At 69.1% G+C, this 12586-nt stretch carries 11 protein-coding genes and 1 pseudogene; 7 read left to right on the top strand and 5 right to left on the bottom strand.

All coding sequences use genetic code 11. The annotated features are described in order from the left end of the window. Window positions 1–35 precede the first annotated feature (35 nt). From ACH492_RS03410 to ACH492_RS03425, 4 genes and pseudogenes are all read left to right on the top strand, one after another. Window positions 36–1274 (top strand): annotated as a pseudogene (locus ACH492_RS03410) (glycoside hydrolase family 28 protein); the annotation flags it as partial. Window positions 1275–1512: 238 nt separating this feature from the next. After that, complete coding sequence (locus tag ACH492_RS03415) at window positions 1513–1872, top strand: hypothetical protein (protein WP_398982249.1); 360 nt, start codon at window positions 1513–1515, stop codon at window positions 1870–1872. Between the two features lie 12 nt (window positions 1873–1884). Then, window positions 1885–3327, top strand: coding sequence for a glycosyl hydrolase family 28 protein (locus ACH492_RS03420; RefSeq protein ID WP_398982251.1), 1443 nt, complete (start codon window positions 1885–1887; stop codon window positions 3325–3327). Next, entirely contained in the window at window positions 3324–5141 is a 1818-nt protein-coding gene (locus ACH492_RS03425; protein ID WP_398982253.1) for an alpha-L-fucosidase, read from the top strand. Before ACH492_RS03420 ends, ACH492_RS03425 begins: the two co-directional genes overlap by 4 nt. A 361-nt stretch (window positions 5142–5502) precedes the next feature. Here the strand turns inward: ACH492_RS03425 and ACH492_RS03430 are convergent, their stop codons facing one another. Then, window positions 5503–7308 (bottom strand): FAD-dependent oxidoreductase, encoded by a 1806-nt coding sequence (locus ACH492_RS03430; protein ID WP_398982255.1) that lies wholly within the window; start codon window positions 7306–7308, stop codon window positions 5503–5505. Between the two features lie 113 nt (window positions 7309–7421). Here ACH492_RS03430 and ACH492_RS03435 point away from each other — a divergent pair, with 113 nt between their 5' ends. Then, window positions 7422–7856: a YchJ family protein gene (locus ACH492_RS03435; protein ID WP_398982257.1), complete on the top strand. Its 435-nt coding sequence runs from the start codon at window positions 7422–7424 to the stop codon at window positions 7854–7856. Between the two features lie 54 nt (window positions 7857–7910). Here ACH492_RS03435 and ACH492_RS03440 read toward each other — a convergent pair whose 3' ends face one another. Then, entirely contained in the window at window positions 7911–8357 is a 447-nt protein-coding gene (locus ACH492_RS03440) for a hypothetical protein (RefSeq protein ID WP_398982259.1), read from the bottom strand. Beyond that, window positions 8354–8569, bottom strand: a complete 216-nt coding sequence (locus ACH492_RS03445; RefSeq protein WP_398982261.1) for a hypothetical protein — start codon at window positions 8567–8569, stop codon at window positions 8354–8356. The genes ACH492_RS03440 and ACH492_RS03445 overlap by 4 nt, the downstream gene beginning before the upstream one ends. Window positions 8570–8770: 201 nt before the next feature. Here ACH492_RS03445 and ACH492_RS03450 point away from each other — a divergent pair, with 201 nt between their 5' ends. Then, complete coding sequence (locus ACH492_RS03450; RefSeq protein ID WP_398982263.1) at window positions 8771–9724, top strand: GlxA family transcriptional regulator; 954 nt, start codon at window positions 8771–8773, stop codon at window positions 9722–9724. A 6-nt stretch (window positions 9725–9730) separates the two neighbouring features. On the opposite strand, the gene ACH492_RS03455 is transcribed toward ACH492_RS03450, so the two are convergent. After that, window positions 9731–9988 (bottom strand): hypothetical protein, encoded by a 258-nt coding sequence (locus tag ACH492_RS03455; protein ID WP_356220967.1) that lies wholly within the window; start codon window positions 9986–9988, stop codon window positions 9731–9733. Between the two features lie 418 nt (window positions 9989–10406). Continuing rightward, a complete protein-coding gene (locus ACH492_RS03460; RefSeq protein WP_398982265.1) occupies window positions 10407–11468 on the bottom strand; it encodes an ATP-dependent DNA ligase in 1062 nt (353 codons plus the stop codon). Between the two features lie 55 nt (window positions 11469–11523). Here ACH492_RS03460 and ligD point away from each other — a divergent pair, with 55 nt between their 5' ends. After that, complete coding sequence (gene ligD / locus ACH492_RS03465) at window positions 11524–12537, top strand: non-homologous end-joining DNA ligase (protein WP_398982267.1); 1014 nt, start codon at window positions 11524–11526, stop codon at window positions 12535–12537. Window positions 12538–12586 lie beyond the last annotated feature (49 nt).

Genomic DNA, 12586 nt, shown 5'->3' on the forward strand with positions numbered 1-12586 from the left:
CCCTTTCCCCACCCCCTATGGAGAGGTGATGTGCCATGCATCCGCACAATGCAGACCACTCGCGCCACTCGCGCCACTCGCAACACGCGCACGACTCGCACGATTCGCACCACTCGCGCCGCTCGGTCCTCAAGGCCGGCGGAGTGCTGGCAGCGGGCACGCTGCTGCCCACCGCCGCCGACGGTTCCGCCGAGGCGGCGCAAGCCGCCCCCGACGGCTGGAGACAGGTCCCGCGCATCCTCGCCCGTATCCGCCCGCCGAGGTTCCGCCGACGGTGTTTCGACATCACCGACTTCGGCGCGGTGGGGGACGGGACGACGAAGAACACCGCCGCCATACGCGCCGCCATCGCCGCCTGTCACCGGGCGGGCGGCGGCCATGTCGTGGTCCCCCCGGGCACCTTCCTCACCGGCGCGATCCATCTGCGCAGCAATGTCGACCTGCATGTCGGCGAGGGCGCCACCCTCGCCTTCAGCCCCGACCCGGCCGACTTCCTGCCCGCCGTGCTGACCCGCTGGGAGGGCACCGAGTGCTACAACTACTCGCCCTTCATCTACGCCTACGGACAGCACGACGTCGGCGTCACCGGCCGCGGCACTCTCGACGGCCAGGCCCGACTCGGACCGTGGGAGAGCTGGTACCGCACCAGTGGCCTGCAGGGCCCGGATCAGAAGCTGCTGCGCCAGATGGGCTCCACCGGCGTACCGGTCAAGGACCGGGTCTTCGGCTCGGGCCACTATCTGCGGCCGAAAATGATGCAGTTCAACCGCTGCCGCAATGTGCTCGTCAGCGATCTGACGATCGTCGACCCACCGATGTGGACCGTGCATCCGGTCCTCTCCACCAATGTGACGGTGCGTGACATCACCGTCGAGAGCATCCTCTACAACACCGACGGCTGCGACCCGGAGGCGTCCAGTTACGTCCACATCACCGGCTGCCGTTTCAACACCAATGACGACTGCGTCGCGGTGAAGTCCGGGCGGGACGAGGACGGCCATCGGGTCGGTGTGCCGAGTGAGAACATCGTCGTCCAGGACTGCGCCTTCTCCGGCCGGTGGGGCGGCATCACGGTCGGCAGCGAGATGTCCGGCGGCGTTCGGAACGTCTTCGCCGAGCGGTGCCGGGTCAACCCCCTTGATTTCCCCGGCCATTACCCGGTGAAGTACCCGCTCTACGTCAAGGCGAGCAAGAAGCGCGGCAGCTTCATCGACGGCGTCTACGTGCGTCAGTTCACCGGGCGCGCGGTGGAGCGGGAAGTCGCCTTCGTCAACATGAACTACAACAACGGCGAGGGAGGCACGCTGCCCGTCTCCGTACGGAACATCCATCTCTCCGAGTTGGAGATCGACGGCGCACGCGCGGTCCTCAATCTGGTGGGCCTCGAGACGGACCGGCTCCGCGGAGTCCATCTCTCCCACTGCACCTTCACCGGGGTCCGCGGTCCCGATTCCATCGCCTTCACCGACGACCTGACCTTCCACAAGGTCGCCGTGAACGGAGTGAGATGTCATGATCATGACTACTCCGGCGCGGGCGACGGTTCGGCGCTGGGTGACCCTGCTCGCCATCGTCTTCGAGCGGACCCTGCTCACTGCTCGCCTCCATCTCGCCATCGCCTCCGCCCACTTCGGCTACCGCGTCTACGTCCAGGGACCCGAGCAGCAGACCGAGCCCATGAAACGGCTGATCTGGAGCGGACTCGACGAGTCCAAGAAGATCGCGGACGAGATGCGCGGCTACCCGGACAAGGCGGCGACCGGCGAATGGGACCGGATCCGCGACGCAGCCGAGGCGGACAAGTACTACACCCGCATTTCGCAGGGCTGGGACCGCTACGACCTGATCGCCGTACCCCGCCCGAAGACCTGAGAGGTGACATCCGTGCAGCCGCTTCCCACCGCCAGACGCACCTTCCTCAGCTACGCGGGCACTGTCGCCGCGGCCGCGCTCCTCCCGTCGGCGATCTCGGCCGACACGGTCGCGGCGGCCGAGGCCACCGTCTCCCGTCTCGCCCGCGACCCGTGGGACAAGGTCCCGCAGATCCTCGCCCGGATCTGCCCGCCGGCCTTCCCCAAGCGGCGCTTCGACATCACCGCCTACGGCGCGGTCGGCGACGGCGTCACCAAGAACACCGAGGCATTCCGCGCCGCGATCAAGGCCTGCAACCGTGCGGGCGGCGGCCATGTGATCGTGCCGCCCGGCCGCTTCCTCACCGGCGCGATCCAGCTGCGCAGCAATGTGGACCTGCATGTCGAGGAGGGGGCCACGGTCCTGTTCTCCATGGACCCGGCGGACTATCTGCCGGTCGTCCTCACCCGCTGGGAAGGCACCGAGTGCTACAACTACTCGTCCTTCGTCTACGCCTACGGGCAGAAGAACCTCGCCATCACCGGCCAGGGCACCCTGGACGGCCAGGGCATGGCCGGCCCCTGGAAGAGCTGGCGCGACCCCGGCGGCCACGCCCTGGTCGACCAGGCGGAGCTGCGCCGGATGGGCACCGCGGGCGTCCCCGTCAAGGAACGCGTCTTCGGCGCCGGGCACCATCTGCGGCCCAACATGATCCAGTTCTACAAGTGCCGCAACATCCTGCTGCGCGACATCACCGTCCTCGAACCGCCCATGTGGACCATCCACCCGGTCCTGTGCCGCAATGTGACGCTCAAGGACGTCGACGTCATCGGCCGCATCAACAACAGCGACGGCGTCGACCCCGAGTGCTGCTCGGACGTCCTGATCACCGGCTGCCGCTTCCATACCGAGGACGACTCCATCGCCGTCAAGTCCGGCCGTGACGAGGACGGACTGCGGGTCGGCGTGCCCAGCGAGAACATCGTCGTACGCGACTGTGTCTTCTCGGGCCGGTGGGGCGGCATCGCGGTCGGCAGCGAGATGTCGGGCGGCGTACGCAATGTCTTCGCCGAGGACTGCCGGATCAACCCGCTCGACTTCCCCGGCCGGTTCAACCCCCGCCACCCGGTCTTCATCAAGACCAACAAGAAGCGCGGCGGCTATATCGACGGCGTGTACGTACGGAGATTCACCGGCCGCTCCATCGACCGGGACTGCGTCTACCTCACCACGCGCTACAGCAACCAGGAAGGCAGCAGGCCGGCGGTCATCCGCAACATCAAGGTCGAGGACATGGTCCACGACGGGGCCCGCCGCGCCATCAACCTCGAGGGCCTGGAGTCCGATCCCTTTGTCGGCGTCCATATCGAGCGCTGCGAATTCACCAATATGGCGAGCCCCAACATCTTCGGTCCCGCACGGGACTTGACCATCCGCAAGGTCTTCGTCAACGGAACCGAGGTGACGTACCCATGAGACGCCGCACCGTCTGGGCGGTCTTTGCAGCGGTCCTTTCGCTCCTGTGCGGGCTGCTGCTGTCGGCCCCGTCCGCCGCGCAGCCCCAGTCCCGGCCCGAGCCGGCCGCCGTCGATGCTGCCGCGACCTCCGCCCCCAACCCGCCGCGCGAAGTGATGCTGCGCAAGGCCACCGCCGGACTCTTTCTGCACTGGGGCATGTTCACCCGCCCCATCCACAAGGACTGCCGAGAGTGGGAGAAGGCTGTCACCGACGGCGGCTGGAGCGCCGACTACTGGGTCGACGAGGCCAAGAAGCTCAAGGCGAGCTACATCGTCCTCGCGACCTTCCACTCACGCCTCGGCTACGCCCGCCCCTGGCCGTCCAAGATCCCCGGCAGCTGCTCCACCGAGCGCGACATCCTCGGTGAGCTCATCAAGGCCGCCAATGCCAAAGGCCTCAAGGTCATCCTCTATATGACCGACGACCCGCAGTGGCACAGGGAGCAGGGCTTCGAGACGCTCGACTCCCAGGCCTACTCCGCCCACAAGGGCAAGGACGTCGACCTCACTCAGCGCCCGGGCTTCGGAGAGTTCAGCTACGACAACTTCTTCGAGGTCATGGCCAACTACCCGAAGCTGTCCGGGTTCTGGATCGACAACGACAACGCGTACTGGGAGGAGCACAAGCTCTACGAGCAGATACGGGAGCAGCGCCCGGACATGACGCTCAGCAACAACAATGAGGACACCCCGATCATGGACATGGTGTCCCATGAGCAGAAGACCGGGATGACGCCGCCCTACGACCAGCCGTCGGCGATCTGGACCCCGATGCCGCGGCTGACCGAGTCCTGCTACAAGGTCCCCGACACCGGCTCCTGGTGGTACGACGGCCAGGACCGGCCGGTCACCACCTCACTCAATGTCGGCCGCTATGTCGCCAACGCCGGCACCTCCATCAAGTCCCTGATGAACCTCACCGCCATGGTGAACGGCAAACTCCCGCCCCAGCAGCAGAAGTTCACCGACTTCATGCAGGGTTACCTCCCGCCGATCTGGAAATCCCTCTCCGGCGTCGAGGGCGGCGGCTATATGTACGGCGGGATGCAGCCGGGCGCGTGGAACGGCGGCGCGTACGGCTACCTCACGATCAGCAAGACCGACCGCACCCGGCAGTACGTGCATGTCACCACCCGGCCGACGAGCGGTGACGAGGTCAAGATCCGTGACAACGGCTATCGCGTCAAGCGCGTCACGGACCTGCGCACCGGCAAGCGCATGGCCTTCGACCAGCAGGGCGGCAGCCTCACCATCAAGGGAATCAGCGCCTGGGACGCGTACGACACGGTCTTCAGCGTCGACACCGACCGGGACCGCCAGGGCATCTACCCGACAGGCTCGGTCAGGGCAAGCGTCCCGGCCCTCACCGACGGCGACTTCGCGACGTACTACGACAACGCAGGCGCCCTGCCCGCCTCCCTCACCCTCGACCTCCGCACGGTGCGCAAGACCCGGTACCTCGCCGTCAATCAGCGCGAATGGTCGCCCACCTACAACCGGGAGACCTTCGGCAGGGCCGAGGACTCCGCCCGCATCAAGGACTACACGGTCTCGGTGAGCAACGACGGCGCGACCTGGCGTCAGGTGAAGGCAGGCGTCCTGGAGAGCGCCCGCGGGACCCGCTTCCTCGACCTCGGCGTCCGTGCGCGCTACATAAAGCTGGAGATCGACAGCACCTGGGCGAAGGAGACCGTGCCGCGGTTCTACAAGCAGCTGCAGATCGACGAGATCCGGGTCGGGTACGCATACCCGCGCAGCCACGGCCACCACTGAGGGGGTGGGTGCCGGTGTGCCCGGGGGTGGGTCCCGGGCACACCGGCCGTCCGGATTCCATGTGATCGCGGCAGGGTGATCAGTTGGTGCAGATCCAACTCGGCGCGGCGCCGGGCGAGTCCGGCCACGATGACGAGGGCCTCCGCCGGATCCGTACAGCCGCGAGGTCGTCGAGCAGGTCCGTGAGCGGACAGCGGTGGTCCGCCGGCTCGTCCGGCGTGGCAGGCGGCGGTCCCGCTGCCGGAAGGGCATGGGCCTTCCCGGCGATCCGGATGCCTCTTGTCGACCACGGTCGGCGCCACCTCGATCACATGATCCACCATCCGCTCCGTGTCCATGACGATCACGGTCGGGGAGCGGATCAGCCCAGGTCCAAGGCGTTGCGCAGCCCCAGCCGGTAGCGCGTGCGGTCGTGACGCTTCATCAGCTCGACCTCGGGGGCGCGGAAGAGCGGCTTCACCGTGCACCGGGCCGCCGGTGAACCCGTCCGGTCCAGCAGGGCGTTGACGGCCGCGCGGGCCGAGGCATTGGCGCCCTCCATCGTCGCCAGGTCGATGTCGACGGCCACATAGTCCCCGGCCAGAAAGAAGTTGGGGATCCGGGTGGCGGCCTCGGGGCGGTTGTGGAAGGTGCCGACCGGGTGAATGAGGAGCTCGTCGTCATTGGTCGGATTCGGGGTGCCGAGGCCGTCCACGCCCGGGTCGAGGAACCAGGAGTGCAGCGTGCTGTCCTTGAGGACCGTGCGGCCCGTGTCGTTGACCGCCGCCTTGAGCTGGGCCCACACCTCCCGCGCGACCTCTGTGCGGGTGCACTGCTTGGCGGTCTTCCCGTACAGGATGCCGGTCTTGTCCCACTCGGAGATGTCGACGGACAGGCAGTCCACCGCGACGCCGTCGCCGTAGTCGGCAGGGAAGTTGCGGGCGGGCCAGTGCCCGGCCTGCTGGATGGCAGTCAGGGACCAGGGTGAGTCGATGCAGTTGAGGTGCCCGTGCAGCAGCGGCGCGCGCTCGGTGAGATAGAACTGAATGCCCGTCATCCAGTCCGTCTGAAGGTTGTCGCACCGCCCCAGCTGCGGGTCCGCCGCGCGCAGCTCGGTGCTCCAGGTCCGCCGGGCATGCTCCACCGGCATCGCGCAGACGTAGTGGTCGGCGGTCACCGACCGGCGTACGCCCTGCGGGTCCTCGATCAACGCCGCGGTGACCCGGCCGGTGCCGTACTTCACTTCCCGTACCGTCCAGCCGATACGGAACTGGACGCCCAGTCTCTCCAGATGGTCGACCCAGGGGTCGATCCATGCCTCGTTGGTGGGGGCGTTGAGAATCCGGTCGAGCGGTCCGTCGGCGCCCCGGCCGAGTGCGTTGAAGACGAAGGCTTCGAGGAGGGTGGCGACCGTACGGGTGCTGGCCTCCTCGGCCTTGGTCGCGACGATGTTCCGGGTGAGGCCGACGGCGAGGATGCGCTGGTAGTCGTAACTCATCCGCTCGGCCCTGATGAACTCCCACCAGGGCGTGCGCTCCCATGTCCCGTCGCGCCGCTCGTCGCAGCTGGTGAGGAAGACCAGACCCCGGTTGACGAAGTACGCCGTCTCAAGGGCCGGAATGCCCAGGGCCGTGTCGAGCGCGGCGGTCAGCGCGCGGCGGATCTCGTCGAGGGTGAGCTCGGCCGGCTTGTGCCCCGGCCAGGGCAGTGGGATCCGTAAGTCCTCGCGCCCGGTGCGGGAGAAGGACATCTCGGACGGCGCCACCAGGTTGTCCCAGACGCCGTTGGCATTTCCTGGGAACGGGATGCGCCGCATCGTGTCCGGCAGGTTGTGGTAGATGCCGGGGATGAAGCGGAAGCCGTGCTCGGCGGGCAGCGGTCGGCGGCCGCCCCTCGCGCTGCCCGGGACGTCCATGCTGCGGGCCTTCCCGCCGAGCGCCCTGCGCTCGTAGACCGTGACCTTGAAGCCGCGTTCTGCCAGTTCGTGCGCGGCGGTGAGTCCGGCGACCCCGCCGCCGAGTACGGCGACAGACGGCGCGGCGCGGGAGCCGCCGTCCGCCGCTGAATCGGCGGTTGCGGTTGCGGTTGCGGCTGTGGCCGCTGTGCCCGCCGTGGCCAGTGCTGCCGTGCTGCCGGCCGCGGCGGCCCCCGCCATGAAGGTGCGTCGTGTGCTGCCGACCCGGTCCATCCCCACCCCTTACCGTCGGTAACTGTCGCGTCCGGCGCAGGAGCATACGGAGATCCCCCACGACCCGGAAGCCACGCGTGGGCCTATTCGTTCAATGGCTGGAAAATGGACCCATGTCCCGACGCAGCTCCCGCCCGGGGCGCGGCCACGCGCCCGCCCTCACCGACACCTCGCCCTGCCCCTGCGGGCTGCCCGCCGCCTACGGTGAGTGCTGCGGCCGCTTCCACTCGGGCGAGCACGCAGCCCCCACCGCCGAGCTGCTGATGCGCTCCCGCTACAGCGCCTTCGTCGCCCAGGACGCCGCGTATCTGCTGCGCACCTGGCACCCGGCGACTCGGCCGCCGCAGCTCGAACTCGACCCCGGCATGCACTGGAAGGGGTTGGAGATCCTTGAGACCACGGACGGCAGCCCCTTCCACTCTTCCGGAACGGTCACCTTCCGCGTCCGCTACCGGCACCACGGCAAGCGTGGCGAACTGCACGAGCGCAGCAGCTTCGAACGGCACGGCGGCGCCTGGGTGTACGTCGACGGTGTCTTCCTGGAGTGAGCGCGGTCGGGCCCACCGCCCCAGGCGGACGTATGCGGAGGCGATCAGGGCTGGTCACGCCCCGGTGGTGGATCCGGGCCGCACGATCATCAGGATCGTGACCGTAGCCCACAGCAGATTGAACGCCCCCGTGGACATGGCGAGCCTGGCGGGCGCGACGGCCCCGAGATCCTCCAGGACCGCACTCTGACCAGGCAGCACCAGCAGTCCGAGGATGCCGGCGGCCAGCGCGGTGAGCACGATCGAGACGATCAGCCAGGTGTCGCCGAGGACATGCAGGCTGTTGGCGGTCGCCAGACCGAAGACGGGCACGACGACACCGACGACGGCGTACACCCGGCAGATGCGGTGCAGATTGCGTACGACACCGAGCGCCCCCTCGCTGTCGGGCTCGGCCTGGGCCCGGCGGACGGCGGCGGGGAACGCGCTGGCCGCGACCGTGACCGGACCGATCGCGATGATCGCGGCCAATACGTGAACGATGAGCAGGAACTTGGTCACGCCGGCCGACTTTCGAGGACGGGGACGGTGCCGCGGGCACTGCGGACCGTGCCGGGGGCACTCCGGGCCGTGCCGGGGGCACTCCGGGCCGTGCCGGGGGCACTCCGGGCCGTGCCGCGGCCGGCGGTCATGCCGCCGGCGCCGAGCACTTCGTACGGTGCGACGACGTCCAACGGGTCGAAGCCGTCGAACAGAACAACCTGGACGAGCATCCGGCACCAGTCCTTGCCTGGGGAGGGGCAGCCCCGACTGGGGCGCCGGTTCGACGCTAATGAGCGCCGCATGGAGCGGGACAGTGGCATGAATGCCACATTCCAACGGATTCTCGCCACTCCGATCGACCAGGGCAGACAGCAGAGCTGCGCAGTCGGAGAACCCTTGGCCGGAAATCGGTCAGCGGTTACGTTATGGCCATGCACACCGTGGCCGTACTCGCCCTGGACGGCGTCATCGCCTTCGACCTGTCCACCCCGCTCGAAGTGTTCGCCCGCACCCGGCTGCCGGACGGCAGGCCCGCCTACCGGATCCGCGTCTGCGCCCCTTCGGACGAGATCGACGCGGGCGCGTTCACGCTGCGCGCGCCGTGGGGCCTGGACGCCTTGGCCGAGGCCGACACGATCATCCTGCCCGGCTGCGCGGACCCGACCGTGCCGGTACCGCCCGAGGCGCTCGACGCCCTGCGGGCCGCGGCAGCCCGCGGCACTCGTATCGCCTCGATCTGCGCCGGAGCCTTCGTCTTCGCCGCCACCGGCCTGCTGGACGGGCTGCGGGCCACCACTCACTGGCTCGGCGCGGGCGCACTCGCGGCCCTGCACCCCGAGGTCGAGGTGGACCCGGATGTGCTCTATGTGGACAACGGCCAGTTCCTGACCTCGGCGGGCGCCGCCGCCGGACTCGATCTCTGTCTGCACATGATCCGCAGGGACCATGGCTCGGCGGTGGCCGCGGACGCGGCGCGGCTCTCGGTGATGCCGCTGGAACGCGAGGGTGGTCAGGCGCAGTTCATCGTCCATGAACAGCCGCCGAGCCCGGAGGGCGCGACCCTGGAACCCCTGCTGCACTGGATGGAGGAGAACGCCCGGCGCGAACTCACCCTCGGCGAGATCGCCGCGCGCGCGGGCATGAGCACCCGCACCCTCAACCGCCGGTTCCGTGAACAGACGGCGACCACGCCCCTGCAGTGGCTGCACCGCGCCCGTATCCGCCAGGCCCAGTATCTGCTGGAGACGACGGCGCACTCCGTGGACCGTATCGCGACCCAGGTCGGCTTCGGCTCACCGACCGCCTTCCGTGACCGCTTCAAACGCCAGGTCGGCACCAGCCCGCACGCCTACCGCCGCGCCTTCCAGGGTTCGTCCGTGGGGTGAGCCCGGTCAGTGGGCGCGCCCCGGCTTGAGGATCAGCAGCGGGTTGTAGGCGGCCAGCACCTTGTTGGCCAGGGCCAGCGCGGACAGCGCGTGCTCCCGGTCCGTCCGGTCCTCGGCGCACAGCGGGCCGCGGAACTGGTACACCTCACGTGCGGCGCACTCGGCGTCGATCTCCGCCTGCAGGACGTGGATCGGCATGCAGGACCCGATCAGCGCGGCGACGCGATCAGGGATCGGTACGGGGATCAGGGGCGACGCGGTCACGTGTAGTTTCCTTCTCTGCTTCTGTGTCGGGCGCCGGCGGTCGGCGGCCACCCCTCGATACGTACCGGACGAGGTCGAGTAAGTGCTGAGGTCCCGTCAACTCCCCGCCCGCGAGCCGCGAACGGGAGCCGACCATGCGGGTACGCAAGGATTGAAGAGGACGAAACAGCGCGGCGATCTCGCCGACCGCGTCCCGGTCGACATCGTCAGGGACAACGGGCGCCGGCCGCCTCCGGCAGCACCGCCGACATACCTTACGCGAACGCGGGCCAGGCCCCCGAATCGGACGTCCTGAGGCGCAACGACGGTGACGGACGGTGGCGGCCCGTCACTGCTGCCGCAAACGCGGCCGAAGTGCCTGAAGTCGATGAACTTCCCACGCCGGGCGGTGGGTTGCCCCCGACGGACCCTGGTCACCTCAGGGAGCCAGCACCTCTGAGAGGTCGTACCGCACCGGCTCCTCCAGCTGCGCATAGGTGCAGTCGGCGGGCTCGCGGTCCGGACGCCAGCGGCGGAACTGGGCGGTGTGCCGGAACCGGTCGCCCTCCATGTGGTCGTATGCCACCTCGACCACCCGCTCGGGCCGCAGCGCCACCCACGACAGGTCCTTCTTGCCCGTCCACCGGCTCTGCGCGCCGGGCAGCCGGGCGCTCTCATGGGCGGTCTCGTCCGTCCAGGCCGCCCAGGGATGGCCGGCGGGGGGATCCATCCGCAGCGGCTCCAGCTCCTCGATCAGCTCCTCGCGCCGCTTCATGGAGAAGGCGGCGCAGACGCCGACGTGCTGGAGCGCGCCCGAGCCGTCGTACAGGCCGAGGAGCAGCGAGCCGACAACGGGGCCGCTCTTGTGGAAGCGGTAGCCGGCGACGACGGCGTCCGCCGTGCGTTCGTGTTTGATCTTGAACATCAGGCGGGCATCGGGCCGGTACGGCAGGTCCAGTGGCTTGGCGATGATCCCGTCGAGTCCCGCGCCCTCGTACCGCTCGAACCACTCCTGCGCCAGCGCGGCGTCGGTGGTGGCGGGCGCGAGATGCACGGGCGCCCGTGCGCCCGCGACCGCGTCGGCGAGCAGGGCACGGCGCTCGGCGAGCGGGGTGTCGAGCAGGGACTCGTCACCGAGGGCGAGCAGGTCGAAGGCGACGAAGCTGGCGGGGGTCTGCTCGGCGAGCAGCTTCACCCGGGACTCGGCCGGGTGGATGCGCTCGGTGAGCCGGTCGAAGTCGAGGCGACCCTCGTGGGCGATGACGATCTCGCCGTCGACGACACAGCGGTCGGGAAGGTTGGCCAGCAGATCGGCGGCCAGCTCGGGGAAGTAGCGGGTGAGCGGTTTGCCGGTCCTGGAGCCGATGACCACCTCGTCGCCGTCCCGGTGGACGATCGCCCGGAAGCCGTCCCATTTGGCCTCGTACTGCATGCCCGGCGGGATCTTCTTCACGGGCTTGGCCAGCATCGGCTTCACGGGTGGCATAACGGGCAGATCCATGCTCCAGATTCTGCACGATATGCGGCATATCCGCGCTCGGCCTACCGTGGCGCACATGGGTGCAGCGGTGGAACTGGAAGCCGGCGGACGTGTCGTAAGGCTGTCCAGTCCGGAGAAGGTCTACTTTCCCGAGCGTGGTTTCACCAAGCTGGACGTGGCTCGCTACTACCTGGTCGTGGGGGAGGGGATCACCCGCGCCCTGCGCAACCGCCCCACCACCCTCGAGCGCTACCCCGACGGCGTCGGCGGCGAGTCCTTCTTCCAGAAGCGCGCCCCCAAAAACCTCCCCGACTGGATCCCCACGGCCCATATCTCCTTCCCCAGCGGACGCTCGGCCGACGAGATCTGCCCCACCGAGGTCGCCGCCGTGATCTGGGCGGCGAACCTCGGCTGTCTGACCTTCCATCCCTGGCCGGTACGGAGGGGCGGCGTCGACCACCCCGACGAACTGCGCATCGACCTGGACCCGCAGCCCGGCACCGACTTCGCCGACGCGGTCAGGGCCGCGCACGAGCTGCGCGTCATCCTCGACGAGCATGGACTGCGCGGCTGGCCCAAGACCTCGGGCGGCCGTGGTCTCCATGTGTTCGTGCCGATCGAACCGCGTTGGGACTTCACCCGGGTACGGCGCGCGGCCATCGCCGTCGGCCGCGAACTGGAACGGCGCATGGAGGGCAGGGTGACCATCGCCTGGTGGAAGGAGGAGCGCGGCGCGCGGATCTTCGTCGACTACAACCAGACCGCCCGCGACCGCACCATCGCCTCCGCCTACTCCGTACGCCCCCGCCCGCATGCGCCCGTCTCGGCGCCACTGCGCTGGGACGAGATCGACGACGTCTCGCCGCTCGACTTCGACATCGCCACCATGCCCGTGCGCTATGCCGAACTGGGCGATGTGCATGCGGACATGGACGACCACGCCTTCTCCCTGGACAGCCTCCTGGAGCTGGCCACGAAGGACGAGCGCGACCACGGTCTGGGCGACCTGCCGTACCCGCCGGACTATCCCAAGATGCCGGGCGAGCCGACGCGGGTGCAGCCGAGCCGCGCGAAGAAGCCCCCCTCCTAGGCGCGGGAAGGGGGCCTTCGCCGGTCAAGGTCCGGCAGGTCCGTCAACG

It is taken from the genome of Streptomyces sp. NPDC019443, from assembly GCF_044389785.1.
In the GTDB taxonomy this organism is placed as follows: domain Bacteria; phylum Actinomycetota; class Actinomycetes; order Streptomycetales; family Streptomycetaceae; genus Streptomyces.